Raw genomic sequence first — 25,156 nt, forward strand, 5'->3', positions numbered from 1 at the left:
CACGAACTGCGACACTGGGTGCGTACTTCAGGGCACCTGAAGCCGCAACATTCCAACACTCAACTGTGAGAGGTGCATTATGAAATCACCGTCGGAACACCTAGTGTTCGGCCCAGCGCCGTCTTCAACGCATCGCTCGGATAGGAGACGGGCTCGAAACCCTGCCGGCGGGCCAAATACGGATGGACCGCGCCCCCTTGAATCGGACCTGGCCGGACGATGGCAACCTCAATAACAAGGTCGTAAAAGGTACGAGGCTGCATTCGCGGCAGCATGCTCATCTGCGCGCGCGATTCAATTTGAAACACGCCGATTGTGTCTGCCTTCGAAATCATCTCGTAGGTTGCGGGGTCTTCTGGCGGGATATCCTGCATTTCGAAGCGCTCCCCGCGTTGCTCGGACACGATGTCGAGGGTGCGCCGGATTGCTGATAGCATGCCTAGCGCTAGTACATCGATTTTCAAGAGACCGAGCGACTCGAGGTCGTCTTTATCCCACTGAATGACCGACCTGTCCGCCATGGCCGCGTTTTCCACTGGCACCAGTCTCGTCAGTTTTCCGCGACTGATAATGAAGCCACCTGAATGCTGAGACAGGTGCCTCGGAAAATTGAGCAACTGTGAGGCAAGTCTGGCCCACGCCTGGATGAGAGGCGTCTCCGGGTTAAGCCCCGACTCCTCAAATCGCTTGAGCAGGTCCCGACTGTTATCAAACCAGTGATGTGACTTGGCCACCGCATCGACAATCTGCGGGTCGACACCCAACGCCTTACCCGTCTCGCGTAGCGCGCCTCTCGGTCGGTAAGTCGACACGGCCGCCGCAATCGCGGCCCGGTGACGCCCGTACTTCCGATATATGTACTGGATGACCTCTTCGCGCCTTTGATGCTCGAAGTCTACGTCGATGTCGGGCGGTTCCCCGCGCTCTTTCGAAATGAATCTTTCGAACAACATATTGCCTCGTGCCGGGTCGACCTCCGTAACTCCCAGGCAATAGCAGACGGCGGAATTGGCCGCCGAGCCTCGGCCCTGGCAAAGGATGTGCTGGCTGCGGGCAAAGCGGACAATGTCATACACCGTCAGGAAATACGGCTCGTACTCGAGCTCGGCTATCAGCTCGAGTTCATGCTCAATCTGCTCCTGTACGTTGTGAGGAATGCCTGACGTGAAGCGTCGCTGCGCGCCGATGTATGTTTCCTGTCGAAGATAGGCCGCCGGCGTGAACCCCGGCGGCACAAGTTCGTCCGGATATTCGTAGCGTAAATCGTCCAGCGAGAATGTGCAGCGGCTCGCAATATCGACGGTGGCAGCGAGGGTGTCGTCGGGATAGAGGTTAGCGAGCCGCAGTCTGGACCGCAGATGCTGTTCGGCATTCGGCGCGAGGTCGTACCCGCACTCGTGCACCGGCCTCCCGACGCGGATAGCAGTCATTGTGTCCTGCAGCGGCTTTCTCGAGCGGACGTGCATCACGACATTGCCAAGCGCCACGACCGGAAGCTCCTGATTGCGAGCAACAAATTCGACCGAACCTCTATGGATGTCATCCATCGCACGTTGATGGAGGACGAGCCCGGCCCATGCGCGTCCAGGAAACGTATCGTCAAGCCACTCGAGCTGAGCCGCCAGGACGTCTTCTTTTGCAGGAAAGTTTGGGACGAGAATGGCAAGACAATCCGGCATGCCATGTAGGTGCCGGTTGTCTTTGTCGGGTCGCGAGATGTCCTGTGGCGTGAGCCGGTATTCACCCTTCGGCGCACGCGTGCGCGCTAGCGTAATCAGTTCGCAGAGGTTGCCGTATCCCTCGCGATTCCTCGCGAGCAGAATGAGTCCGAAGGCTGGCGAGCCGTCGGCGTTCACCAGTCGGAAATAAGAGCCAACGATAAGCGGCAGTTTCGCGTCCTTGGCTGCGACATGGGCACGGACCACGCCGGCCAGCGAGCACTCGTCTGTCACCGCAAGCGCTGAATAGCCTAGCTGCGCAGCTCTCGCAGACAACTCCTCCGCGTGCGAAGCTCCGTGCAGAAATGTGAAATTGGAAAAGCAGAAGAGCTCGGCGTACGCCGGCAGGACATTGAACGTCGTATCCATGGCACTTTATCCGAAGTGACCATGTAACGACCGGCGCTCTTCGACAGCGCCTCTGCTACCTACTCGTCCACGATTTGTCCGGTAGCAGCCTGCGTCTTCCGCGCGTGCGACGAAAGACTTACGCGTCACCCGGTCGCCGTCGAACCAGCCGGGTACGACGCGGTTCCCCGACGTCTTCAGTCGAAACGGCGAGCAGCAGAAACGTTTATATCTACGCACCACGACGCTTGCATGGCTGTCTTTCCCAAGTACGGCACCGCCGTGAAACAGCTCAAGCGACGACTTTGGTCGCAACAGTTGGAGCGGCAACTTCGGCAAGTGAACGGTGAGAAAGACGCGCATGTTGGGAAAGCAGAACAGGAGTGGGTTGAAGGGAAATCGATAAAGGCTCTTCGCGAGAGGGCCCTCGTCGTTTCACGAAATCGACGGCCAAGCCGTCGGCCGATGGTCTTAGCCCCAATCGCAGGAGTGCCGGCGAAGAATCCTGTGCAGCGGCAAGTGGCCTCACCATCACGAAAAGCGTCTCGGACGACTGCGCTGCCAGGTGCAAACGTCGAAGTGACGACGCCTTCGCGTACTGCGTCCAGAAAATGAGCGCACCGCAACTGCCTGCGCGAACAATCTGCTCAGCCGACCAGAGGGCATCTGCTGTCTGCGCAGCCTGCACGCATAGCACTCGCTCAATGGAGAGACCGATGTAACTTAGCCCCAACCCATGAGGGATATGCGGCGGCTGCACAAATGCAACCGGCCGATTTTCCGAAGCGCTGAGCGCTGGCCGAAGCAGTCGCAGTTCACCCACGCCAGCTTGTTGCACCAGCAGGTCAACCAGTGCGCCAACAGGCCACCCCCCACCGGGAAGCTCGGCGGACAGCGCCGGGTAACCCGTCTCAACCACGCGCCCACGGCCGCGTGCGAGCTGCGACGCCCGCCAAAGTGACGGATGTATCTCCTCGGCAAGAACGGTAGCGGTGGACATTGCACGCTCAAAATACTGTATATTTATACAGTATCGTACACGCAATTTTGCGATTGTGAACTGACACTTTTATCGGAGCGGCAACCATGAATACTCGCGTTAGCAAGGCCGGCCATCCAATGCCGGAAATTGCGGCGTTCATGGCAAAGCTTCGCTCTGCTTTTGGCGACAAGGCCATTGACGATGCTATCGGGCGTGGCAAGGCCGGCGAGGCGACGTTTCACGCCCGCGAACACGGTCGAACTGTTGGCACGCCGAGCCCAGCGAAGGACAATGTGTGGCGCGTTGACGCTGAGCTACGGGACCGGCATTATTGCCCCGGCTGCGACGGCGGGTGCGTTGGACAGGGTGGTTGCAAGGAATGGCTGAAACGCAACAGGGAGATTGAGTGAAATCGGTCGGACTAGCGCTCTTGATGGAATCGGGAATCTACAAGGGGTACCGCATCTTTGGGCACGCCATACTTCAGCAAGACGGCATCCTTTTGCCTGAGCGATACGCAGCCAGCGGAACCATAACGCGAGAAACAAAGATTGTTGAGGCCTCTGGCGTGCTCGGCGTATTTGATCGGAAGAAGAGGCTCAGTTTGCAGGACTAGACTGGGCACGCGCATGGGTCGATAACCACGGCTAGCACGCTGATGCGGATAAAAGCTACGAGACGTATACGTGCAGGATAGCGCCACCGTGTTCTACGAGTTCGAAAGTGCGCACGCGACCCGCCTTGACATCTAGCAGGAGCCTTTCGATTTCGGCGATGGCAGCCACGAGTTGAGCGTCTGATTCCACCATGTCTAACTGCGTGGCTTCGCTCATAAGCTCGCGCTTCCGTAAAAGAAGTCGCTTAACGGCCGCATCACGTGATACAAAAATCTGTTGCATATGCCAGGAGGGTACCGTTTTCAATGGTGACCGCCGACACCCGTTTTCGTGACGATTGCAACCTCAACCGACGCCGGCAGTGATGCTCCCGATGTCGATAGCGCGCCATGCAGCACCTTGGTATCGCGGCAAGATTTCGGCTCCGAGGCGACCGAGCGGTTATTAACTTGGATGTGTATGCGGCTCTCGTCGACCCGGCAGCGCGCGTCTCGCATTACGAGTACCTACCCTGCGGATGCCCCGCTTGCGGCTTTCGCTTTTTTGGCGGCCTCATGGTGCCCGATGGCACATCCACCGGCTGCGCCTGCCACACCGTGCTTCCCCGCGACGTGTCCAGCGACGCCACCGACCACCGCACCTTTTGTACAGCCCGCCGCCTGAGCGTTGCTTGCAATAACAAGGCTCACAGCCACCAACCCGCTTAAAAATTTGGACACGGCGTTCCCAAGATGAGATTTCAACGCCATCAAATCGCAACAAGCGTACCTGGGAGGTAAGGGCACGGCTGGCCCGTCCGACGTAGACCGACCCGACTGTGTCATCGTGGACCAGAAATGGCGCAACGGAGCAACCTCGGTGGTTCAAAAAACACGCGCCCAGGGGCGCGCGGCCTTGCAGATTGTGCTTGGGCCGGGGTGCCGCACGCACGCTTGGATTTAAGGCGATGCCTAAGAAAATCGATTGGCAAGTTCTACAACCGATTGTTCGATAATGCAAATTACCTCGCCGCAACGATTGCAGGCTATCAGATTGGCAATCCGCCCCTGGCGGGAGCGTCGCTCCGTGGAATGCTGAACACCATGTCCGCGTACATCCCGGCCATGAACTGATTTTTTACCGGCAGCCGCTCGGATGCACCTTCGAGGCGTCGGTCATTTAGTTGACGACGTGCTCCAACGCGCCGGAGCAACTGGTATTCGCGGCATGCGAAAATGCACACGTCGTTAGGACGGTGACCGCGCGGGCGAGAACTCCCAGCACGCCTCTGTGATTTATGATGTGCGAGACAGTACTGCGGGCGTTATCCGATAACTCGACTGTCTAATCAACAAAACGCGAACGAAATATGGAAAGTACTCTCGTGGCGGAGGCCCGCGTTTCTTCTGACGGAAAGCTGGTGCTTTTCGTAGCAACCATCCGTGACCGTGGCGTGCAATGTTCGATTTCCCGCCGCGCTCTGGAAGAGCATTTTTGGGCCCCTATCGGCGCCTCCGACGCGCGCCTTCTAAAGGCCTATGCGGACGGACGCAACCGGATTGCGGCGGCCGTCGAACGAAAAATGCTGAGAGCGCCCAGCGAACTGATTCAGTTGAACGGCGCCGACTTTAATCACTAAGTGCCTGGGCGCACGCAGAGCTTCCGACGGACTGGCGTTAGCAAGGCGATGAACTCCTATCGCTGCGGTCCACTCTGCCCGTGAAATAGTGCACGACCGGTCAGCGTCGCAATAGCGGCCATGGCAGTGCATGTAAGCGTAGCCGATGACGACAAACCGACGAAAATCAGACAGAGAAAAGCCGCAAGTTGCCCCAGACGGGATAATGCCTCTCGTTTGAACCGCGGGCCCGCAGCATCTTCTGAGCAAGGAAGCGATTTATTTCCGCAAGCCGGTAGACCTGCCATCGCTGATATTCGCAGTCGACACCTTTGTCGCTGCGCGTCTTACCTCGCCGTCTATCAGACTGGCATGCTCTGAACCGGCACGAAGCCGATGGCCGGCTGCCGAAGCGCATCCTGGCCGTAGCGGCAAACCGCGCCACTGGAGCATTCGCACAAGTCAGGTGCGTACCGACGAATATATCGCCACGGGCCGCGACCACAGGCATGAGCGTTGCGCGTCTTAATGTCCACCGGTGTGACCTCGGAGGGCGTTCATGCTGCAAGTTCTCATTGGTCTTTTCACCTCGAACCGCGACGGCGAAGACGCACTTCAGGCATTGCAAATGCTGGGCTTAAGCCCGGGGAACGGGCACCTTTACCAGAAAAATCGACACGACTCAGGGCCGCCTTTGCCTTCCGGGAGCCCACCCCCGGATTTGCACTCAGAAGAGCGCGCGGAGTACGCCGCCCATGGTGAGTACCTCGACGTCTCCGGCGCGGCAAATCGATACAGCGCAGAAACGGACTGTGCCACGCCCAGCATCGGCGGGGGCAGCGTGGCGGGCGGTAGCGCGACCGAGCGCACGCTTCTGGTTGTTGAAGACATATGCGGTCTGCGACCCGCCACGGCCTGCACAGTGTTGTTCGACCACGGCGCGGTCGCGGTGAAGGACCCGTCCGGGCACTGGCGGTTTTCACCTCATCGAAACGTCTGCCTTAAACAGGGGTAAGGCAAGAGGGACGGCTAGGAGCGTAGCCCACGGCTGCCACCTAACCTTTCTGCAACTCGAGTCCGTTGCTGCCTTTTTCTGTTTCTGGAGCGAACGAATGGCCAACGTGCTGCTGCTTGAGGACGATGCCAATTTTCTTCATGCACTCCAAACCATGCTTGTCCTTCAGGGGCCTACTCAAGCAGGATAATATTGACTGTCTTCCGGTATACCGGGACGGTCGGGTTATCGGAATGATTGCCGACCGCGACATCGCGATGCGCGGCGTTGCGGACGACCGCGATTCGAATCAGATGAAGGTGCGAGAAGCAATGTCGGTAGACGTTATCTGCTGCAGCAAGAACGACACTCTCGAGACCGCAGCAGCCACTATGAAGGCGGCTCATGTCCAAAGGCTCGCGGTCACGCAAGGTGACGGCCATCTGGTAGGCATCATTTCAATGAGCGACGCAGGGGGCACGAGTTCCGAGCGGCGTCCCTTCGAAGTCGTCTTCTACAAGGAAATACTAGACCATGCGGGCCTGCCGCATCACGGTGAGTTGATGCGCGTTTCGGTCGGCCAGGGAACGAAGCAGGAGGCGGTGGACGCAGCCACCGCTCAGTTTGAACAAGCCAATCGAGTCGCCAACTGGACTGCACTCGCCAGCGGGTACGATGTCTCAAGCATTCATGTTGATGCAGATGGTGCGAACGTTGAAGAACTCGATTGCACTTCTGAACGCGACGCCCGTATTCGCCCTCGCACCCGCATCCTGTGGGAACGGGCTGGCGCCCCGGAGTGACGGGACATACAATTTTGGGAACAGGCAGCGAGGGAAACGGACGCAGGAGTACCTGCCTGCAAAATGACGACCACAGGCCAGCTGTTCGGATGCACTTCGTTGCGCGACCGGTCTCCACTTCTGGAACGGTGACCGTTCGACTGCCGGCCGCAACCGGTTCAAACCTGATTGCAGCACTCCCGTGCGGGTGACGCACCCAGTTAGTTACTACCTTCCTCTTCGGAGCATGCGATGAAGAACCAATCAAAGGACCGGACACGCGGCGGCGGCCGCAAAAATGCCCAGGACAAGGATGCGCATGAAATCCCGAGCGGCGACATCGGCACACAGACACCCGACGGTGCCGCCCCTGTCCTGCAGTCCGAGGACGACGAACTGCTCGACGAAGACACAACGAAAAAAGTGGCCAGATAGATAAAATGCCAAGAGCCCCGGGCAAGTCGACCAGGCTGCGTGACACCGACTTTGGTCACTGCCCGTCGCGTTGCTCCGTTCCTCGCAGATGGAAGCAACCCGGCTCAGTGCAGGCAGCCCAGGCAGAAGCACACAACGCTCGCAACCGCTAACCCGGAGTAGCGTCGGCGCGATAGCTTGCCAACTTCGCAATAGGCGCATCGACGCCGGGTTGTACCGGACGCCGGATATCGTGACAACCAACGCGGGAGCCACGGATGGAAGACGACCAGAAAGATGGGATGCTTGAGACCCGGCTGGTGAGGGTGCGTGGCGTCGTGCAGGGAGTCGGCTATCGTGAAGCCAGTGTACGCCGTGCTTATGAATTGGGCGTTACGGGTTGGGTCCGCAACCGCATGGACGGCTCCGTGGAGGCGATGGTGCAAGGCTCGCCGGAGCAGCTTGCAGATATGTGCGCCTGGCTAAGCGAAGGTATGTCCGCCGCGCTTGTCGATGGGCTCGAGGTGACTGAAGTCGCGCCACCGTTTGCCCGCTTCGAACACTTTGAGCGATTGCCGACGTTGTAAGGACCCGCCATTCGCGGTAGCGCATTTCATCTCCACGTAAAGCGCCACAGTTCCACAAACGCGGTTCCGGCGCAGAACGGTTCATCCGTTTCCCCGTGACGGGAAATCCGTCCTCGGACTTCGCGTTCCGTCTCCCGCACCTACTTCTCCTCACGTCTCGCACGGGTGGCCACGGCGGTGTCCTGCAGCCGCTTATGGGGTGCTCTTCCGGAGCACCCGGTTGCGCGTCCTCAGCTCGCTACGAAGACGCGTTCAAAAGACGTCGTACCGATGCGACCATTACCACGAGAGACACGGGCTTTTGCCAAAACTCATCCCACACTGCTGCGTCGCCGGGCTCCACAGGGTGAGCGCTCGCGAGAATGACAGGAATCCGTGCGAGTTCCAGGTCTAGCTTCAGTTGACGGCAGAACTCAATGCCCTCCATTGCTGGCATCGACCGGTCCGTGACGATGAGGTCGGGCTTTTCCTCGCTGGCGGCAACAAGCCCGGCATTGCCATTGCTGGCGGTCACGACCCGATAACCCGCAAGCTCAAGGATGCGTTTCCACGCTTTCACGATGGCGACATCGTCATCGACAAGAAGGATGGTCCTCTTTGTTTCTTGCTGCCCACCGGCGCTGGGGAGTGCCGGAATCATAGTCGTCACCTGTCCTCCCTACGCGCTTCGTCGAGTTCGTTGAATGTATTTCACTGTATTGCGCGCGCAAATTACCGATGTGTTTGTATGTAACCAAATGAACGGCCACTGCATTCGGCGCGAACCCGGCAGCGGACTGCTACCCCAAGCGAACCAGGAAACATACCACCCCGCTTGCCAACCTTCGGACCGCCGCACAATTTGGATAATTGCTTACAACTATCACCTCGACCGACATGCATTTCAGCGTTGGCCGCACGTATATTTCACGGTAGCCAACGAGGAGGATGCTGTCATGAACGGTTTGCGGCACTCATCCAATCCGAGACCTAGTCGTATTCGCGCATTACTCGCGGTCGCGGTCTTTTCAGTCGTAGCGCTGTGCGGCACTGGACTCGCCGCGTTTTCAGGGGTCCTGCCCGGCTCTGAGGGTGTAGCGTGCAAAGTAACAGCCATTCCGTTGGTTGACCTGCAAGTCGCCGCCTCAAAGGCCGGTCATCACCATTCCCCTCGTTCTGGGCGGAAGGCCGTCGCCGCGACGTGAGCAAGTGATGCGTCGGCGGCGCTCCAGTACCACTTCGTGCTGGGAAACTCCTCCCATGGCGGCCTAGGTTTTCATCCAGGCCCCGCCAGACTGATGGTCGCGGACCGGGAAATGCCCGGGATGGATGGCGGAGAGCTGGGCAGGCAAATCCTGTGGAAACCGGCATTCGCTCAGCTACGATTTTTTGTACTTTCGGCGGCGCCGGACCCAGCGGCTTCAAGTGTGTTGGTCAATGTATTTCCGCAAGCCGGCAAACCTGCCGATGCTGTTACTCGCAATCGGTTCGTCGCTGCGCGCCTCGGCGTCTATCACGCTGCCTTGCTCAGACCCAACACCGTCCCGCTGACAGCCGGTCGAAGCTCATCGCAGCGTCGGGTCAAACCGGGTAGGTGGAAGCACTAGCACGAGTGGAATGCGCGCCGCCAGCGACTCGCGAGTACAGGCATGAGCGTTGCTCGTCAGCACGGACCAGTGTGAACCAGGAGAGAACAGATGCTACAAGTTCTCGTTGGCTTTTTCACCTCGTACTGGGACGGCGAAGACGCGCTTCAGGCGTTGCAGGCGCTGGGTTTAACCCCGGCGAACGGGCACCTTTACGAGGAAAGTGAACACGACCCAGCCTCGCGGTTGCATCCCGAGATTCCTGAGCCGGATTTGCACTCCCATGAACGCGCGGAGTATGACGCGCACGGGGAATACCTTGACGATACCAGCGCGGCAAACCGATACGGCGCAGAGACGGGCTGCGCGGCACCCGGTACCGATGAAGGGAGTCCTTCGTGCGGTAGTGCAACAGCTCGCACGCTTCTGGTTATTGACTACATATGCGGTGCGCGACTAGCTACCGCTTGCGAAGTGTTGTTCGACCGTGGCGCCGTCGCGGTAAAGGACCCTTCCGGTCATTGGCGATTCTCACCTCGACGAAGCGACTGCCCTGGATTGAATTAAGTTACTCGAAAAGGGCACCCACAACGCGTAGCGCTCTAGCGGCGGGGCTCGCAGCATCATTCATGCTCACGGTATCGCGGAGCAGATGTACGGACGATGCGTCCCGCCAGGCTCCTCCATGCGAGTTCTGTGCGTCCAAAGGAACGTTTTTATCGCGTGCCCAAGAGTCGACGTAGCGCGGCGAAAAGCTCTCCAAAATCGAGCGGCTTTCGCATGTAACAATCGTAGCGCACACAAGCAGGCGGTGTGAGTTCACCAGAAACCAGAATAAATACTCTATCTGCTAACCAGCGCTGCTCGCGCACACGTTCGCACAGTAAACCGCCCGACATCCTGGGCATTCGTAAATCCGAGACGACGGCGTCGACGTGCGCGGTGGTCAGTATGTTCCATGCGGCAACGCCGTCGGCGGCAGCGAGAACGCTGTACCCTCCTTGTGCGCACGCCTCGGTCCATGCTGCCAATGTATCGCCGTCGTCGTCAACCAGTAGAACTGTGCTCATCGCCGTTTGGGAATGTCGAAAAATTGGTCGTTCTGAGCCGCTACCTTCGATTTTTTTCATCGCCCACATCGACCGGTCTCAAGCCGTCTCCGCGCGACACGCCGCGACTGGCTCTCTAGTGTTCGACAGACAAAATTTGTCAAGTTCACATTTCTGGTTGGAAGCGTCAAGGCGCGCGACGCAAGGACTGGCAGCTGCCGAGCCTACGCGGACAGCGGAGCTGGACGCGTGACCTCTGGCGAAGCCCCGAATTGCAGGACTAACCGCCTTCGTTTCGACCAATTGCGCGTGAGCTATCAACCCTACAATGATTTTCATGGGAGCAAGTCCTGAGCCCATACGCGGTCTTCCCCCGCGTTGTTTTGAACCGTACCGTTGATAGCATCGCTGGCGCGGCGTGCGCCAGTCGCTTTTGAGCGCAGCAGGCAGTCGAAGTAGCAACATCGTAGTTGCAGGACCGGCAGCAGGAGTAGCAATGTCCGCTGCCGGCTTCATCCTGTCCGGCCCTGTTCCTCCATGGAGCAGGGCTCTTTTTCACCTCTTGGCGACCTCCTCTATCCGAACTGGTCCGAAGGTGCCGCGAGAGACATGCCCGACGTTTAATAGTGGTCGTGATAATGGTCGTGGTAGCCGCCACCTTCAGGGACTACGATGCAGCCGCTGAGTGCGGTTCCAAGACATACCGCCATTAGCATCAGCGCAAAGATTCTTTTCATAACGCGCTCCCAATATTTGGAGTGCAGATTACCGGTGTGTTTGTGTGTAACGAGACGTGTGATTTGAAACACGTGCCCCGGCCCGGCCCTTCCCGGAAATCCCGTCTGACACGAAATATTCGGTTTCAGAACTCACAAACCCTCGATCAACATCGTGGTCGTCCGAGCCGCTGAGGAGATGAACGGCTAGCAACCGTCCCTTCAAACTGAATCGGAGACGAACATGCACAACGTTGCCTACAAAATCGCCGCTGTCGCAGCACTCCGCCTTGTCATTCGCCGGCACCGCCTCGGCGCAAACCAACCGGGATGCGGCGCGCCCACGCCGCGCTCGGGTCAATGAGCGCCTCGCGAATCAGGACCGGCGCATTCACCACGAAGTGCGGAAGGTGAAATGTCGCACGCGGGCGGCGAGACTCCATCGCGATGACCATCAGATTCGCCAGGAGGAGCGCGACACGGCAAGCCAGGACGGGAGCCATATCACCCGGCGTGAAGACTACGCGTTTAATCAGCAGGAAAACCGCACGAGCCGGCAAATGGGCCAATAACGATTTCGCCAGCGGTAGACAAGGCTCGGAACTGGGGGAGTTGGTACGCTCCCCCCAGCATCGGTAGGCCTCAGGCCTGCCGGAGGGAACATGAAAAACACGAATGAAAAGTCTCTGCGTTCTCTGGTCGAGAAATGGCTAGCTTCGGCTCCCGCGACACCAGTCCATGTGATTGCGTTCGGTCGTACACGAAGGGATGGCAGTCGCTATGTGTGCGTCGAGACTGCAGGCGGAGTCCGAGCACTGTTCTTCTTTCGGCACGACGATGGTGACTGGTGCGTGTTCCCGCCTGCTTCGGACAGGAGGAAGTCGGCCAGCGGGGCTACCACCGCCTCTACTTGGAGGCGCTACGTCGCACCCGCGCCGAACTCCTTCGATGCGAGCAATAGCATGCAAGCTTGAGCGTTATGCGCCAGCGCATCAGAAGAGGTTCTTCTGAGGGCACGGACGCAGCATAGCGAGGGTACGCGTAGAATCCACGGACCGGCAGAATGCCGGTCGCAGTTGGACCCAAATCACTGATTTCCCCTGCCCTCCACATGTCTGGGAGACTCCTGTCGGCAGGCCGGACCCGCAAGCCTAAAGTCTCCGGTACAAAAGCCGCACGCCATATGCGATATGACCGACCTCTTCACTACCAAACCTCGCGCGCCGCTCGCCGAGCAGCTCCGCCCCGAATCGCTCAGCGATGTAGTGGGACAGTCTCATCTGCGGGGCCCGGGCAAGCCCCTTCGGCTCGCTCTCGACTCCAAACGGTTGCACTCGTTCATCCTGTGGGGACCGCCCGGCGTCGGTAAGACGACGATTGCACGGCTTGCCGCGAAGGCGTTCGACTATGAATTCATCGCTGAGTCCGCCGTCGCCGCCGGCATCAAGGAACTGAGGGAGGCCGCCACGCGCGCCCAGCAGGTACTAGACCAACATGACCGCTCAACCGTCCTGTTTCTCGACGAAATTCATCGACTCAACAAGAGTCAGCAAGACGGTAAGCGCCCGGCAATGTCGCCTCGGACTGGCGGGTTATGAAGGCGACGATCGTGTCCACCTGTTTTTTAATGGACACGTGTACGCTATGAACAAGAATGAAGCAGTTTCTGAGGTGGTGCAGCCGACACGGCGCCGTCGCCACAGCAAGGAGTTCAAGGAGAAGGTGATCCGAGCGGCGATGCAGCCGAATGTGTCGATCGCTGCGGTCGCGTTGCATTTCCAGTTGAATGCGAATTTGTTGCACCGATGGGTGGCTGCACAGGAGGAACAGGACCTCGCGCGTGAGGCGCGCCAGTCCGTGAGCGTGCCGCCGGCGCAGTTTGTTCCGCTGCAACTGGAGGCGCCGGGCGCGATGCCCGCTTCGACGGAGATTCAGATCGAAGTGCGGCGGGGAGCGGCGAGCGTCACAGTGCGCTGGCCGCTTTGTGCTGCAGCCGATTGCGCCGCCTGGTTGCAAGGGTGGCTGCGATGATCCGCATCGACGCGATCTGGCTGGCAACCGAGCCCATCGATATGCGTGCGGGCATCGATACGATCCTTGCGCGTGTGGTGAAGGTGTTCGGCGCGGCACGGCCGCACCACGCCTATCTGTTTGCTGTCACGGATCGGCGTAATGAGGCCATTCCGGGATCGGCGTAATCGAGCCACCAGATGATCGCCGTAATGGACCCAGTGCAGGATCGGCGTATTGGAGCCACTCGATGAGCGGCATATAGGAGCCACCTCAGGATCGGCATTGTTCTCTTTTCACCAACGGGCGTCTGGTATTCCCGTCGGTCAGTGAAACGCGTTGTCATGCACCATTTCGTACAGCTTGTGGTTGTCCCGATAGTTCACATGAACGATCAAGACCATATGAACAAGGTTCGATTTGAGCCGGACCGCCGTTTCGAGCTCCATGCTCGAAAAAAGAAAGCCGCCGTCACCGGAGATCGAAATGACCTTCTCCGTGGGTCGCACCAAGGTTGCGGCAATCGCCCACGGCAATGCGACGCCGAGTGTCTGCTGACCATTCGAGATCAACACCTGAAGCGACCTGAAGCTGTAGGGATGCCGCGCAAACCACAGATGAAACGAGCCCATGTCGAGGCAGAGCGTGACATCGGGCTCAAGCAGTTTCTGCAACTCGTAGACGATCCTGAGCGGGTGGACTGGTGCTCCGCCAAGCTGCGCGGCTTGCTGGCCAAGCTGGGCACGTTCCTCCCTGATCGCGTAGAGAATACGCGATCAGATTGGCGGCTGCTCCTTGTGATCGAGCAGTAGCTTCAGAGCCGACAGGCTTTGCGCGATGTCGCCCACCAGCTCAACGATCGGGACAGTAGTGCGAGTCGAGATCGGCGGGGAGCACGTCGATATGAATGATCTTGCGGTCGCGGTCCTTGTTCCGGAGCGACGGCCAATACTCGACGGGATCATACCCGACCGTAATCACCAGATCCGCTGCCTCGAGAAGCCGGTCGGCCGGCTGATTGGCAAGCTGCCCGACGCGTCCACCGAAGTCTACCAGCAGGTGCGCGGCAATCGCACCCGCTGACTGGAACGTGCCGACCACGGGCAATTGATGCCCGGCAATCATCTCCCGCACCGCGGTTGCATTGGCCGCTTGGCTTGCCAACAAACCAATCAGCACGACCGGTGTATGGGCTGCGTTGATCAGGCGAGCGGCCTCTGCGATAGCGGCGCCGTCAGCCCGGCCCCTGCCCCGAGAGCCCTGGTGCGAGCAGTAGCTTGCCTTCAGCCCGCGCCGAGATGATGTCACGCGGCAAGCTGACAAATGCGGCGCCGGGACGACCCGACTCCGCCGCGCGAAACGCATTGCTGACCACTTCCGCGACGGCATGCGGTGCGCCGACCGAGGCACTGAACTTGGTGACGGGTTTGCAGATCGACACCGAGTCCATGGTCTGATGGATATGCTTCAATGACTCATCTGTCGCGACCGCACCGCCCAGCGCGACGACCGGATCGCCTTCGGAGTTCGCGGTCGCGAGACCGGTGACGAGGTTCGACACACCAGGCCCTGACGTTGCGATGCACACAGCGGCTTTCCCCGTCATACGCCCTATCCCGCCCGCGATGAAAGCCGCATTATGTTCATGCCGTCACACGACAGTTTGTATCGTCAAATAGACCAGCGTATCGAACACAGCATCGATCTTGGCGCCAGGAATACCGAAGACATATTTGACGCCTCGATCTTCCAAGGTCTGCACAACAAGTTCCGCGCCGTTTCGAGGTGCACGGCGATTTTCGCTAGACATCGCTTTATCTCCTAATGAGCCTATTCGGCGTACGCAAGTTCACCCGCGGAGTTCTTGCTCAGGTCCGCCTTGAGGAACGATTCGTTTTCGGGCAACGCGAAATGGAAGTCCGTGAGCGCTTCGATACGTAACCGCAAGGGCCCGGTCGAACACGCCAGCAGATGGCCGCCATGCGCACGGTCTTCGGACATGAAGTGAAAGTGATATCCGGCGATGCTAAAGGCGCTGGAGAAACCCGGCGACCACAGTCCGACCAGCGTGCCGTGAATCTCGCTGAGTTCGAATTCGGCCTGCGCTTTGGTGGCGTCAATCAGCCGGCCCCCGCTCGAGGGCGGGCTGACCGCGCGCATGCGGACATGGAGGAATTCGCCGTCGAGGCGAATCGCGTAGAAAATGTTGTTCGAGCGCCGATACTCGTCACACCGTTCCTTCAGGATATCGAACGAGTCTGCCGGCTCGATTGAGAGATCGACGTCGGGCGCGAAACGCGTCCCGACGGCAAACGGCGCGCACGCATCCACAGGCGCTTGCGAGACCGTTCCATCGCCACGGGTCCGGTAGATGTGCCCGTCGAGCACGACCATTTCTCCGTCGAGGTTCTCGAAGGTTCCCAAGCCGAAATCTCCGTGCTTAAGGATCACCTCCGATGAGATGGCACCCGTGCAAACGCCTTCCACCAGCGCGCCCGAGGTTGAAACCTGGAAGAGCGTATGCAAAGGCGTATGAAAGTACTCCGCCAGCGCTGCTGCGACGATGGACGATGCGCTCGTCCCGGTTCTCATCATTTCATCTTTGAGCGCGCGGTCGAGGACCGCGGGAATGACCAAATTGAGTTCAGGCACGTGTCATATCCCAAGGGTAACTGCGCGAGTTGCGCACATTGGAACCATCGATCGATGGACGAAGCATCGTCATGAGTCGGGATGCAGTGCAATCAAGATATTCCCGATCGGCCTGCGGAGGAAATCGCCTCTACGTTTGCCGAGGCGGACCGATGTATGGGTGACCCTATACGAAGCCATGCTTAACCGAATGCGCGAGCACAGCGCGCTCAGTTTGATAAGCTGGCGGGGTCGGCCTGTAAAAAGATCTGACCGTGTATTTCCGACAAGGTATTTTGAAATTGAATCGCATCCGGTTGCGGGTTGCGATCCGTAAGGAAGGGCTTCAGCAACGCCAAGAAATCTCGCGACTGCGACTGTTCGGAAGGCGTCGTCTTATCCTGAACAAGCTTGCCCAACACATAGGTCTGTTGATGCGTGGATTTGTCCGCCGATCGGATTAGCGACGCGTTGGTAAGCTGTCCGTTCTGATAGGCGATGTTGGTTGTGCTATCTGCCTCATCCTGGACCCGCACGTAATCGTAGTTTTGCGAATTCGTCTTGAGCGTAAGATCCAGCGGAGCGTCTGAGGACAGCGCTTGGTGATGGCTTGCATTCAACTCGGAGTGTTGATGCTGTGTAATCGATCCGTCACGTGTTCCCCCAGCAACTTGAGTCTGTTGGGACACCTGATAGGAAAAGGTATCCATTTCGTTCAGGCGCATAGGATTGGATGCTTTCGGCGTATCGGTAATCGAGGCGTTGAAATCGGGCAGCCCCGTCAGCATAGCTTGCTCGGTCTGTTGCAACGGAGAGACAGAGTTTGCTGCCGATGACTGCCCTGAAGCAGCAACGTCGTTGCTGTTCATCTGGGTAAAAGCCTCCTTGAACAACGCCATCAGCGACGCGTTGCCTTGTCCCTGAGTGTTCGCCTGATCGAATTGCTGCAGATAACCGTTAATAGCCTGCGCTTGTCGCTGCGGGCTTCCCCATATTGCGGGGTTACTCATGTCAACGTCCATCTTTATCGAGCCGGCGCCCCCGCCCACACTAACCGTTCTTGCTAAACTGTCAGCATGGAAGTCAATGGATTGGGCCGATTGGTCATTACCGGTCATCTGAGAGCTTAGATCCACCGACGATATCAACGACGGGTCATATTGGGACAGTCCGCTTAAATCAAGCGCAGGCGGGACCGCGTCAAGTCCGTTGATTGCGCTTTGGAACGCACTTGAGAGCTTTCCGATCGCACCACGCTCCGCAGTGCTGAGGCTGCCATGACTTTGCATCGTGACGGACAACTCGCCTCCCTGATTCTCTAGCGTCACGTCCACTTCCACGCCGCTTTTTGTCTCGATGGTCAGTTTAATGTTGGCCTGGTTACCGGATAACGCCTGTTCAAATCCGCCCAACGAACTCCCCGAGCCGACCTGCACTGATTGCGAATAGTCGCCGCCGCCGTTGGCTAACTGGGTCAGTAGCGCACTCCCGAGGCCATTAAACTGGCCCGCGAGAGATTGAGATTGGTAGTTGCCGGCCATCAGCTTCGTTATCCCGTCGATCGTGTTGGTCTCCCATGTCACGACCGGCGCCGCGATTGGCACAACGTAATACGCCGGAGAGGGACTCGCCGAACCTACCTGGCCGATTGTTACGATCGACGATGGCTGTGGCGTCGAAGCATCTTGCGTGGCAGGTGCAGTCGCCGAAAGACGCGAGACACGTTCGATCGGCGACGACGCGCCGAGCAAGGCGCTCGCGAGGCTCACTGAGGATAGGGTTGTCATGGCTGTGGCGACTGGATTTTTTTAGAAGCTTTTTCGAGCGCCATGGAAGTGCCCCGCACTTCCACGCGCCACTGGATGCGCATAGATGTTCGCGTCGGAGCACCGGTCGAGCAAGAGCAACTTAGGTCATGAGCGTTCGCATATGAGCAACAGATGGGCGTGCACATTTTGCGGACTGCCCAACGCGCACCTGCTTGATAGCCTGCACGCCCGCGCTGTCACGAATTCGTCACAGTCCTATACACGTGTATGTCGCACGCCAACTTAAGCGCTAGCGGCGGCACCGTCAAGTAGGCTGTCAATCCGCCTGGATCCCCGATATCTTGAGGTAGGCAACAACGTGCGGCGATCGCCGGTGCGATGCCATGCACGTCGCGTCACGCGCCGATCCGACATCTTCTGTTCTTTCGCCTGGCCGGAAACGTTATGAGCAAGGCCCCCGTCGCCGCACCGTCTGCATTGGAATCTACGCTTGGCGCCGGCTTGCTGTTGAGCGCGATCGGTGGCTTCCTCGACGCGTATACATACATCGGTCACGGAATGGTGTTCGCGAATGCGCAGAGCGGTAATGTGCTGTTCGCCGCGCTGGCAGTCGCCAACGCACAGTGGTCAGTAGCGTTCCACCATATTCCGCCCATGATCGCGCTATTTGCCGGGATCTTCTTTGTCCGCGCGATTCAACTGGTCTGTCCGCGCCTGAAATGGCGTGCCGCGTCTGTTTGTCTCGCAGTCGAGTCAATAGTATTACTGATCAACGCCGCGCTGCCAGCCAACATGAACGATTATCTGTCCACCGTTTCGATCTCATTCGCTGCGTCGCTGCAGTGGTCGGCGTTCGCGAACATCGAAGGATGGACCTACACATCGATCGCCGCGACCGGTAACATGCGGCAGCTTGCCGACGCGTTATTCACCTTGAGCATCGGTGCGACGCCCATTGCAGCCGCCACACCTCGCGCTCGCGCATTTGCGGCAATTTGTACGGGCTTTGCCATTGGTGCGGTGATCGGCGCGTTGGCTACGCACGCGATGGGAAACGCAGCCGCGTTGTTGCCCGCCATATGCCTGTTGGGTATGCTTATGATTATCGATGTCACTGCGCGGCTCCCCTCGTAGACCTTCTGGTGAAGGCTCAGGCAAGCGGGAAAAAATACCGTTCGTCGAAAAAATGAGGTACAACTTATACATACAAAAGCATGCGTCCCTCATGCTCTGCCTGGTTGCTGCACCGATATCCGGATCGCACGTGCATCGGGGGCGTCGTTTTTCTTACCCATCACGAATGCCTTCACAAACCGTCGAACCGGTATGCGTCGGAAAGACGCTTGAGTTTGGGTGAAGTAGCCATCGCTAAATCATGCCCGATTTCGCTTGGCCATCAAGACGCGCAAACCGTTGCCCAGATCGGTTCTCCGACGTTTTCATCGTGAAAAACCATCACACTTTTCCGCGAAGATCCCGATTTGCGTAACTGTGCCGTGTACCGAGCCAGACTCGCCTGCGCTCCCGGGTTCACGCACATGCGCGACTTGCGAAGGGCTATCTTCAGTGACATCCGGGAAAATCATAAGCAGCCTATGACGAGTCAAACCATAGCGCTAGCGTAGATAAAGGTTGAACCTGTCGGCACCTCCAGTCTTTGAAAAGAGACTGGTCCGCTGTGCCCTAGACCACCGCGCTTTCGCGCGAATTAACCATCTGTATGAGTGTGTCACTCGATGGTTAGGCAAGCGCTATCCGTTGATAGGATGGTGCGCCGCTCTTGCCGACGATAGATTGTGTCGTACGGAATGCTCATAGGCTGCCTTTCCCATTGAGCAAGACTGTGCGAACCCCGAGGACTGGCGGGGACCCTCACCAAAATCTTGACCCCTATCGGAGGCACCGTGACGGATCTATGGCGTTTGCCCGCAACTGAACTTGCTCACCTCATTCGTACCCGCGAAGTCTCTGCGCGGGAAGCGGCGGAGTCGGCGCTCCAACGGCTCAATGCAGTCAACCCGCTGATCAATGCAATCGTTGCGCACCGGCCGGACTGGGTGCGGGAACAGGCCGATCAGGTCGACAAACTCATGACCCGCGGCGAGGATCCTGGTCCATTGGCCGGTGTTCCGGTCACGGTAAAGATCAATACGGATCAGGCGGGGTTCGCCACGACCAACGGCACGCGACAGCAGGAGAACCTGGTGGCGCACGCCAACAGTCCGGCGGTCGATAACCTCCAGCGGGCCGGCGCGGTGCTCCTCGGCCGCAGCAATGCGCCGACCTTCGCCCTGCGCTGGTTCACCAGCAATCTGGTCCACGGCGCCACCCGCAACCCGCGCGATCCGTCGCTCACGCCAGGCGGCTCGTCTGGAGGAGCCGCAGCAGGCGTGGCCGCCGGCATTGGTCATCTTGCGCTCGGCACGGATATCGGTGGCTCGATCCGTTACCCGGCTTATGCCTGCGGCATCCACGGGTTGCGCCCGACGTTCGGCCGCGTTCCGGCCTTCAACGCGTCCTCGCCGGAGCGTCCAATCGGTGCCCAGTTCATGTCTTCGACCGGCCCGATCGGCCGCACGGTCGAAGACCTTCGAGTGGCCCTGCTGGCCATGTCGGCGCGCGATCTTCGCGACCCCTGGTGGGTACCGGCGCCCATCGATGGTCCCGCCATGCCGCTTCATGCGGCGATATGTCTTCGTCCGGGCGACTTGCAGATCACGAAGGAGGTCGAAGCGGCGCTGCTCGACGCGGGGCGGCGGCTTTCGGATGCCGGATGGAAGGTGGAAGAAATCGAGGACACCCCGTTGATCCGCGAAGCAGCGGAAGTCCAGGAGCGGCTGTGGCTCGGCGATGGGTTCGGGGCGCTCGTGGAAGCCGTTGCGCGCGACGGCGACCCCGGCGCGCATGCGGTCGTCACGGCTGTCCGCGCCAAGGTCGCAACGCTCCCCGCCGATGTGATCAGCCGTGAACTGGTACGACGCACCACCCTGACGCGCCACTGGCGTCAGTTCCTGACCCAGTATCCCGTGCTGTTGCTGCCTGTTTCGGGAGAATTGCCGTTCCCTGACAACCTTGACATGCAGGGCCCGGAGGGCTTTCAACGGGTGTGGGAAGCGCAACTCACGATGCGAGCCTTACCCGCCATGGGGTTGCCGGGCCTGGTCGTCTCCACCGGGCTCGTGGGGTCCGTCCCGGTCGGGGTGCAGATTGTCGCCGGTCACTACCGGGAAGATTTGTGTCTGCTCGCCGGCAAAGCTATCGAAGCGCGCGGCACGCCGCCCTCTCCCATCGATCCCGTCTTATAGACAGACAGGAAACGCATCGGGCTCACCTTCCCTGTTTGCGAAGTCCGGCCGAGATTCGTATCGCAATGTATCTACCGATGACGGCGATACACGGCGTTGCACTCGACCGGCTTTCCGACATAAGCCGGATACCTCTGCGAGTCTTAATGCATCAACGCCGGAAGTATGTCGGCTTGATCTGTTTCGTCACGCACCGGGTCCGGCAGCCATACGGGCCTGGCCGCGTTTCCAACCCACGCCCGGAGCAGCCATGCTACTCATCGTTCTCGCCTACCTCGGCGGCGCCCTGACCATCCTCAGCCCGTGCATCCTGCCAGTGCTGCCTTTCGTCTTTGCGCGCGCCGATCAGCCTTTTGTGCGCAGTGGCCTGCCGCTGCTCGTCGGCATGGCGCTCACGTTCGCTTTGGTGGCGACGCTCGCGGCCGTCGGCGGCGGCTGGGTCACTCAGGCCAACCAGTACGGCCGCTGGCTCGCCATCGCGCTGCTTGCCGTATTCGGCCTGACTCTCCTGTTTCCGCGCTTTGCTGACCATCTGATGCGTCCGCTGGTGAGCGCCGGCAACCGTCTGTCGAACTTTGCCCAGGCCGACGGTCAGCAGGTTCGCGCGGGGTCGTCGTTCCTGCTGGGCATCGCCACGGGTCTGCTGTGGGCGCCCTGCGCCGGCCCGGTTCTCGGTCTGGTGCTCACGGGTGCCGCGCTGCGCGGCGCGAGTGTCGGCACGACGCTGCTGCTGGCCGCCTATGCGGCCGGCGCGGCAACCTCGCTTGCAGTGGCGCTGTTGATCGGCGGCCGGGTGTTCACGGCGATGAAACGCTCGCTCGGCGCGGGAGAATGGATTCGCCGCGGGATCGGCGCGGCGATGCTCGCTGGCGTGGTTGCGATTTCGTTCGGTTTAGACACGGGCGTCCTCGCACGCGTATCGACCGTCAATACGGGTGTGATTGAACAGAAGCTGATTAAGCGCTTGTCGCCAGGGATGACACCGCTCGGAACGCCTCTGTCGAGTCATGCAGCCGGCGACGCGACGCGACGGATAACGGATAACGGATGACGCCGAACCCCTAACGCATAGCCTCACGCCTCGGCACCTCGAACGGCGGCACGATATCTCGCGCCGCCGCTCACTCGACTACGCCTTAGCGCAAGTTCGTTCTAACAAGCTCGACGATTTCATCGCCACGCCCGTTGAGGATGGCGCGCAGCATATACAGGCTGAACCCCTTGGCCTGCTCAAACTCGATCTTCGGCGGCATGGCGAGTTCGTGCTTCGAAGTCACCACGTCGACCAGTGCCGGCCCTGGGTGCTCGAACGCGGCTTTCAACGCCGCGGCGATGTCCTCCGACTCCTCTACCCGGACACTGAAAATCCCGGCGCCCTTCGCGATCGCTGCAAAATCCGTCTTGCTCAGATCCACGTTGGTGTCGAGATAACCGCCGGCCTTCAGCTCCATGGAGACAAATCCAAGCAGACTGTTGTTAAACACGACGACCTTGATGGGAAGATCAAGTTGCCGCGCCGTCAGCAGATCGCCAAGCAGCATTGAGAGACCGCCGTCGCCGGACAGGGAGATGACTTGCCGGTCAGGATGGGCACCCTGCGCGCCAAGCGCTTGCGGCATCGCGTTGGCCATGGAGCCGTGATTGAACGAGCCATGCAATTGACGCTTGCCATTCATGGTCAGGTACCGTGCGGCCCAGAGCGTCGGCGTGCCGACATCCACGGTAAAAATCGCATCCTCGTTGGCCGCTTCATTGATCAGCCTGGTCAGATATTGCGGATGGATAGGCCTGCCAGGTTCCGACGCCACGGCCAGTTCATCGAGCCCGCTTCTCGCCGAGGTGTAGTGCTTGAGAGCGTTGTCCAGAAAGCGCCGGTCGTCTTTGCGCTGCAAACGCGGCAAAACCGCTCTGATCGTATCCTTCACCGTACCCACCAACCCAAGCGTGAGAGGCGCACGGTGACCGAGCTTCGAGCCCTTCCAGTCGATCTGCACGATCTTCGCGTTACCCGGATAGAACGCGCGATAGGGAAAGTCCGTACCCAGCATCACCAGCGTATCGCAGGATTCCATCGCGTGATAACCGGAGCTGAAGCCGATCAGACCCGTCATGCCGACATCGTAAGGGTTGTCCCATTCGACGAACTGTTTGCCGCGTAACGCGTGAACCACGGGCGCTCCGAGCGTCTCGGCGAGCGCAATCACTTCATCATGCGCGCCGGAAGTGCCGCTTCCGCACAACAGCGTGACATCTTTCGATGCATTGAGCAGGTCCGCCAGGCGGTCAAGATCAGCGTCTGCGGGGACAATCGACGGCGGCGTGATTTCGCTCCAGCTGCCGATTTTCTCCGCACATTCCGTCAACGCGACATCTCCCGGCAAGACGATGACGGCGACGCCACGCTCCTCGACGGCCGTGCGCATCGCTCGTTCCAGCACACGCGGAAACTGCGCCGGATTCGTCACGAGTTCGGCGAAATGGCTGCACTCGCGGAAGAGCTCCTGAGGATGCGTCTCCTGGAAATAGCCCAGACCGATTTCGGTCGATGGAATGTGCGCGGCGATCGCCAGCACCGGCTGATGATTGCGGTGACAGTCGAACAGTCCGTTAATCAGATGAAGGTTGCCCGGACCGCAACTGCCCGCACACACCGCAAGTTGTCCTGTCGATGCGGCGTCTGCCCCGGCCGCGAACGCGGCGCTTTCCTCGTGACGCGTGTGCATCCAGCGGATCGAGCCGATCTGGTCGAGGCTAAACGCTAGCCCGTTCAGACTGTCACCCGTTACACCCCAGATTCGCTTGACGCCCGCGGCGTCGAGCGTTTTTGCCAGATAGTCGGCGATAGTCTGTTTGCCCATGATTCGCTCCTAAAAAATTGAAAATTGGCAGTTCGTTTCAAGTCTGCCGGTGACCGTCCTTAACTTCGAAGTACGCGCTTGACCGAGCGCGCGCCCTACGTTTCGCCGCCCGGCGATGCAAGGTTGTCCGCCAACGCGTAACCGATCACGACTAGGCCACAACGCGCAGCGTGACTTGCGAATCGTGGATCACGGGTTCCTGGAATCGATCGAGCACAAAATCGATAAAGCTGCGTACTTTCGCAGTGAGACATCTGCGTTCGTAGTAGACGAGCGCGATATGTTGCGGACCGCCGTTGATCTGATAACGCTCAAGCAGCGGAACCAGCCTCCCCTTCGCGATATCGTCTGCGACAAGCGGAATCGGCAGCAACGCGATGCCCATGTTGGCGAGCGCTGCGGATCGCACGGCGTCGCAACTGGTCGCGCTGAGTATGCTGTTCACCAGAACATGCTTTACCCCGATCGCGTCGGCGAACTCCCATGAACGGGAACCGTCGCGTTCAGTAAGCAGGTCATGCCGCTGAAGAACCGCAGGGGTGTCCGGCTTACCCCGGTTCGCCAGATAGGCGGGAGAGGCCACCAATATCTCCTTGATGGTCATAAGCGGACGACGAACAAGCGAGTTACTGACCGGGTGGCGGTCAGTGGCGAAGCACACATCGAACCCACCTTCAATCACGTCGATGGGCGCATCGTAAGTTGTTACATCAAAGTCGACGCGAGGCGCCATTGCGCGATATGCCGCCAGCAGCGAGGCAAGACCAGTCGTAGCAAACACTGCCGGTGAAGCAATGCGCAAGACACCGCAGTGATCGTGCGCCGAGCGAACCAGACCGGATTCGACTTCATCGAGCGCTTTGGTCACGGCGCGGCACCCATCGAGATAAACCTTCCCTGCCTCGGTCAGCGAAAGGCTACGCGTGGAGCGGTTCATCAGACGCACGTTGAGCTGCGCCTCCAACATCGCAACGTTGCGGGTGATCGCAGCGGGTGATTTGTTTAATTGCTTTCCGGCAAGCGAAAAACTGCTGAGATCGGCAACACGCATGAAAATACGCATAGCTTCTAGCTTGTTCATATTCGAACTCGTCTATGAGAGGTGACCGGCACGGCATCGGTCAGGCGATATGAAGAAATATCCGGATTAGAGCAAGGCAACTCATCGCAGACGGCAAGTGAGAAAAGCACACACCGCGCTGGCATGAGATCAA

General features: G+C 59.3%; 24 protein-coding genes and 6 pseudogenes. 16 read left to right on the forward strand and 14 right to left on the reverse strand.

Translation table 11 applies throughout. The features are described 5' to 3' along the window. Positions 1-92 precede the first annotated feature (92 nt). Both P3T40_RS39395 and imuA read right to left on the reverse strand, forming a co-directional pair. Positions 93-2,087 (reverse strand): annotated as a pseudogene (locus P3T40_RS39395) (error-prone DNA polymerase); the annotation flags it as partial. A gap of 271 nt (positions 2,088-2,358) precedes the next feature. Beyond that, positions 2,359-3,066 (reverse strand): translesion DNA synthesis-associated protein ImuA, encoded by a 708-nt coding sequence (gene imuA / locus P3T40_RS39400; protein ID WP_429273098.1) that lies wholly within the window; start codon positions 3,064-3,066, stop codon positions 2,359-2,361. An 86-nt stretch (positions 3,067-3,152) separates the two neighbouring features. Here imuA and P3T40_RS39405 point away from each other — a divergent pair, with 86 nt between their 5' ends. Further along, positions 3,153-3,458: a hypothetical protein gene (locus P3T40_RS39405; RefSeq protein ID WP_429273099.1), complete on the forward strand. Its 306-nt coding sequence runs from the start codon at positions 3,153-3,155 to the stop codon at positions 3,456-3,458. A 23-nt stretch (positions 3,459-3,481) separates the two neighbouring features. Continuing rightward, positions 3,482-3,699: pseudogene (locus tag P3T40_RS39410) on the forward strand (hypothetical protein). Between the two features lie 472 nt (positions 3,700-4,171). On the opposite strand, the gene P3T40_RS39415 reads toward P3T40_RS39410, so the two are convergent. Then, positions 4,172-4,414: a hypothetical protein gene (locus P3T40_RS39415; RefSeq protein WP_429273100.1), complete on the reverse strand. Its 243-nt coding sequence runs from the start codon at positions 4,412-4,414 to the stop codon at positions 4,172-4,174. Positions 4,415-5,013: 599 nt separating this feature from the next. On the opposite strand from P3T40_RS39415, the gene P3T40_RS39420 reads away from it, so the two are divergent. The 5 genes from P3T40_RS39420 to P3T40_RS39440 all read left to right on the forward strand — a co-directional run bounded on the left by P3T40_RS39420 (position 5,014) and on the right by P3T40_RS39440 (position 8,039). After that, positions 5,014-5,283, forward strand: coding sequence for a DUF1488 family protein (locus P3T40_RS39420; RefSeq protein WP_429273101.1), 270 nt, complete (start codon positions 5,014-5,016; stop codon positions 5,281-5,283). Positions 5,284-5,821: 538 nt separating this feature from the next. Next, complete coding sequence (locus tag P3T40_RS39425) at positions 5,822-6,277, forward strand: hypothetical protein (protein WP_429273102.1); 456 nt, start codon at positions 5,822-5,824, stop codon at positions 6,275-6,277. A 140-nt stretch (positions 6,278-6,417) separates the two neighbouring features. Then, positions 6,418-7,059 (forward strand): CBS domain-containing protein, encoded by a 642-nt coding sequence (locus P3T40_RS39430; RefSeq protein ID WP_429273147.1) that lies wholly within the window; start codon positions 6,418-6,420, stop codon positions 7,057-7,059. A 231-nt stretch (positions 7,060-7,290) separates the two neighbouring features. Next, on the forward strand, positions 7,291-7,473 hold the full coding sequence (locus P3T40_RS39435; protein WP_429273103.1) for a hypothetical protein: 183 nt from the start codon (positions 7,291-7,293) through the stop codon (positions 7,471-7,473). Between the two features lie 257 nt (positions 7,474-7,730). Beyond that, positions 7,731-8,039: an acylphosphatase gene (locus P3T40_RS39440; protein ID WP_429273104.1), complete on the forward strand. Its 309-nt coding sequence runs from the start codon at positions 7,731-7,733 to the stop codon at positions 8,037-8,039. A 238-nt stretch (positions 8,040-8,277) separates the two neighbouring features. Here the strand turns inward: P3T40_RS39440 and P3T40_RS39445 are convergent, their stop codons facing one another. After that, complete coding sequence (locus tag P3T40_RS39445; RefSeq protein WP_429273105.1) at positions 8,278-8,679, reverse strand: response regulator transcription factor; 402 nt, start codon at positions 8,677-8,679, stop codon at positions 8,278-8,280. Positions 8,680-9,715: 1,036 nt separating this feature from the next. On the opposite strand from P3T40_RS39445, the gene P3T40_RS39450 reads away from it, so the two are divergent. Next, positions 9,716-10,171, forward strand: coding sequence for a hypothetical protein (locus P3T40_RS39450; RefSeq protein ID WP_429273106.1), 456 nt, complete (start codon positions 9,716-9,718; stop codon positions 10,169-10,171). A 149-nt stretch (positions 10,172-10,320) separates the two neighbouring features. Here the strand turns inward: P3T40_RS39450 and P3T40_RS39455 are convergent, their stop codons facing one another. Further along, positions 10,321-10,734, reverse strand: a complete 414-nt coding sequence (locus tag P3T40_RS39455; RefSeq protein WP_429273107.1) for a response regulator — start codon at positions 10,732-10,734, stop codon at positions 10,321-10,323. 928 nt (positions 10,735-11,662) lie between these two features. Then, entirely contained in the window at positions 11,663-11,872 is a 210-nt protein-coding gene (locus P3T40_RS39460; protein WP_429273108.1) for a hypothetical protein, read from the reverse strand. A 159-nt stretch (positions 11,873-12,031) separates the two neighbouring features. Here P3T40_RS39460 and P3T40_RS39465 point away from each other — a divergent pair, with 159 nt between their 5' ends. From P3T40_RS39465 to tnpB, 4 genes and pseudogenes are all read left to right on the forward strand, one after another. Beyond that, entirely contained in the window at positions 12,032-12,343 is a 312-nt protein-coding gene (locus tag P3T40_RS39465; protein ID WP_429273109.1) for a hypothetical protein, read from the forward strand. A 216-nt stretch (positions 12,344-12,559) separates the two neighbouring features. Next, positions 12,560-12,937, forward strand: a pseudogene (locus P3T40_RS39470) (AAA family ATPase); the annotation flags it as partial. Between the two features lie 76 nt (positions 12,938-13,013). Next, entirely contained in the window at positions 13,014-13,400 is a 387-nt protein-coding gene (gene tnpA / locus P3T40_RS39475; RefSeq protein ID WP_429273110.1) for an IS66-like element accessory protein TnpA, read from the forward strand. Further along, positions 13,397-13,567 carry an IS66 family insertion sequence element accessory protein TnpB gene (tnpB, locus tag P3T40_RS39480; RefSeq protein WP_429273111.1) on the forward strand — a complete coding sequence of 57 codons (171 nt, stop codon included), beginning with the start codon at positions 13,397-13,399 and terminating at the stop codon, positions 13,565-13,567. The genes tnpA and tnpB overlap by 4 nt, the downstream gene beginning before the upstream one ends. Before the next feature lie 138 nt (positions 13,568-13,705). On the opposite strand, the gene P3T40_RS39485 is transcribed toward tnpB, so the two are convergent. After that, positions 13,706-13,954 (reverse strand): thiamine pyrophosphate-dependent enzyme, encoded by a 249-nt coding sequence (locus P3T40_RS39485; RefSeq protein ID WP_429273112.1) that lies wholly within the window; start codon positions 13,952-13,954, stop codon positions 13,706-13,708. A 42-nt stretch (positions 13,955-13,996) separates the two neighbouring features. Between P3T40_RS39485 and P3T40_RS39490 the strand changes: the two genes are divergently transcribed. Next, positions 13,997-14,191 carry a hypothetical protein gene (locus tag P3T40_RS39490; RefSeq protein WP_429273113.1) on the forward strand — a complete coding sequence of 65 codons (195 nt, stop codon included), beginning with the start codon at positions 13,997-13,999 and terminating at the stop codon, positions 14,189-14,191. A 40-nt stretch (positions 14,192-14,231) separates the two neighbouring features. On the opposite strand, the gene P3T40_RS39495 is transcribed toward P3T40_RS39490, so the two are convergent. The 4 genes and pseudogenes from P3T40_RS39495 to P3T40_RS39510 form a co-directional block, all read right to left on the reverse strand. Continuing rightward, entirely contained in the window at positions 14,232-14,543 is a 312-nt protein-coding gene (locus P3T40_RS39495) for a hypothetical protein (RefSeq protein ID WP_429273114.1), read from the reverse strand. A gap of 70 nt (positions 14,544-14,613) precedes the next feature. Then, a pseudogene (locus P3T40_RS39500) lies at positions 14,614-15,189 on the reverse strand (thiamine pyrophosphate-binding protein). Positions 15,190-15,209: 20 nt separating this feature from the next. Continuing rightward, a complete protein-coding gene (gene budA / locus P3T40_RS39505) occupies positions 15,210-16,031 on the reverse strand; it encodes an acetolactate decarboxylase (RefSeq protein WP_429273115.1) in 822 nt (273 codons plus the stop codon). Between the two features lie 209 nt (positions 16,032-16,240). After that, the gene (locus P3T40_RS39510; RefSeq protein ID WP_429273116.1) at positions 16,241-17,797 is read right to left on the reverse strand and encodes a hypothetical protein; all 1,557 of its coding nucleotides are present in this window, start codon (positions 17,795-17,797) and stop codon (positions 16,241-16,243) included. A gap of 426 nt (positions 17,798-18,223) precedes the next feature. Here P3T40_RS39510 and P3T40_RS39515 point away from each other — a divergent pair, with 426 nt between their 5' ends. Further along, complete coding sequence (locus P3T40_RS39515; protein ID WP_429273117.1) at positions 18,224-18,913, forward strand: YoaK family protein; 690 nt, start codon at positions 18,224-18,226, stop codon at positions 18,911-18,913. 95 nt (positions 18,914-19,008) lie between these two features. Here P3T40_RS39515 and P3T40_RS39520 read toward each other — a convergent pair. Next, positions 19,009-19,110, reverse strand: a pseudogene (locus P3T40_RS39520) (IS110 family transposase); the annotation flags it as partial. A 573-nt stretch (positions 19,111-19,683) separates the two neighbouring features. On the opposite strand from P3T40_RS39520, the gene P3T40_RS39525 reads away from it, so the two are divergent. Continuing rightward, on the forward strand, positions 19,684-21,084 hold the full coding sequence (locus P3T40_RS39525) for an amidase family protein (RefSeq protein WP_429273118.1): 1,401 nt from the start codon (positions 19,684-19,686) through the stop codon (positions 21,082-21,084). A gap of 250 nt (positions 21,085-21,334) precedes the next feature. Beyond that, positions 21,335-22,108, forward strand: a pseudogene (locus P3T40_RS39530) (cytochrome c biogenesis CcdA family protein); the annotation flags it as partial. A gap of 112 nt (positions 22,109-22,220) precedes the next feature. Here P3T40_RS39530 and poxB read toward each other — a convergent pair. Both poxB and P3T40_RS39540 read right to left on the reverse strand, forming a co-directional pair. Next, positions 22,221-23,942, reverse strand: coding sequence for a ubiquinone-dependent pyruvate dehydrogenase (gene poxB / locus P3T40_RS39535; protein ID WP_429273119.1), 1,722 nt, complete (start codon positions 23,940-23,942; stop codon positions 22,221-22,223). A 151-nt stretch (positions 23,943-24,093) separates the two neighbouring features. Continuing rightward, entirely contained in the window at positions 24,094-25,023 is a 930-nt protein-coding gene (locus P3T40_RS39540; protein WP_429273120.1) for a LysR family transcriptional regulator, read from the reverse strand. Positions 25,024-25,156 lie beyond the last annotated feature (133 nt).

The sequence above is a fragment of the Paraburkholderia sp. EB58 genome (assembly GCF_050436665.1).
Taxonomy (GTDB): domain Bacteria; phylum Pseudomonadota; class Gammaproteobacteria; order Burkholderiales; family Burkholderiaceae; genus Paraburkholderia.

What these genes read in the sequence shown, in the direction of transcription:
- imuA (WP_429273098.1), bottom strand. Translation starts at nt 3,066, where the DNA reads ATGTCCACCGCTACCGTTCTTGCCGAGGAGATACATCCGTCACTTTGG.
- P3T40_RS39405 (WP_429273099.1), top strand. Translation starts at nt 3,153, where the DNA reads ATGAATACTCGCGTTAGCAAGGCCGGCCATCCAATGCCGGAAATTGCG.
- P3T40_RS39415 (WP_429273100.1), bottom strand. Translation starts at nt 4,414, where the DNA reads ATGGCGTTGAAATCTCATCTTGGGAACGCCGTGTCCAAATTTTTAAGC.
- P3T40_RS39420 (WP_429273101.1), top strand. Translation starts at nt 5,014, where the DNA reads ATGGAAAGTACTCTCGTGGCGGAGGCCCGCGTTTCTTCTGACGGAAAG.
- P3T40_RS39425 (WP_429273102.1), top strand. Translation starts at nt 5,822, where the DNA reads ATGCTGCAAGTTCTCATTGGTCTTTTCACCTCGAACCGCGACGGCGAA.
- P3T40_RS39430 (WP_429273147.1), top strand. Translation starts at nt 6,418, where the DNA reads ATGCACTCCAAACCATGCTTGTCCTTCAGGGGCCTACTCAAGCAGGAT.
- P3T40_RS39435 (WP_429273103.1), top strand. Translation starts at nt 7,291, where the DNA reads ATGAAGAACCAATCAAAGGACCGGACACGCGGCGGCGGCCGCAAAAAT.
- P3T40_RS39440 (WP_429273104.1), top strand. Translation starts at nt 7,731, where the DNA reads ATGGAAGACGACCAGAAAGATGGGATGCTTGAGACCCGGCTGGTGAGG.
- P3T40_RS39445 (WP_429273105.1), bottom strand. Translation starts at nt 8,679, where the DNA reads ATGATTCCGGCACTCCCCAGCGCCGGTGGGCAGCAAGAAACAAAGAGG.
- P3T40_RS39450 (WP_429273106.1), top strand. Translation starts at nt 9,716, where the DNA reads ATGCTACAAGTTCTCGTTGGCTTTTTCACCTCGTACTGGGACGGCGAA.
- P3T40_RS39455 (WP_429273107.1), bottom strand. Translation starts at nt 10,734, where the DNA reads ATGAAAAAAATCGAAGGTAGCGGCTCAGAACGACCAATTTTTCGACAT.
- P3T40_RS39460 (WP_429273108.1), bottom strand. Translation starts at nt 11,872, where the DNA reads ATGGCTCCCGTCCTGGCTTGCCGTGTCGCGCTCCTCCTGGCGAATCTG.
- P3T40_RS39465 (WP_429273109.1), top strand. Translation starts at nt 12,032, where the DNA reads ATGAAAAACACGAATGAAAAGTCTCTGCGTTCTCTGGTCGAGAAATGG.
- tnpA (WP_429273110.1), top strand. Translation starts at nt 13,014, where the DNA reads ATGAACAAGAATGAAGCAGTTTCTGAGGTGGTGCAGCCGACACGGCGC.
- tnpB (WP_429273111.1), top strand. Translation starts at nt 13,397, where the DNA reads ATGATCCGCATCGACGCGATCTGGCTGGCAACCGAGCCCATCGATATG.
- P3T40_RS39490 (WP_429273113.1), top strand. Translation starts at nt 13,997, where the DNA reads ATGAAACGAGCCCATGTCGAGGCAGAGCGTGACATCGGGCTCAAGCAG.
- P3T40_RS39510 (WP_429273116.1), bottom strand. Translation starts at nt 17,797, where the DNA reads ATGACAACCCTATCCTCAGTGAGCCTCGCGAGCGCCTTGCTCGGCGCG.
- P3T40_RS39515 (WP_429273117.1), top strand. Translation starts at nt 18,224, where the DNA reads ATGAGCAAGGCCCCCGTCGCCGCACCGTCTGCATTGGAATCTACGCTT.
- poxB (WP_429273119.1), bottom strand. Translation starts at nt 23,942, where the DNA reads ATGGGCAAACAGACTATCGCCGACTATCTGGCAAAAACGCTCGACGCC.
- P3T40_RS39540 (WP_429273120.1), bottom strand. Translation starts at nt 25,023, where the DNA reads ATGAACAAGCTAGAAGCTATGCGTATTTTCATGCGTGTTGCCGATCTC.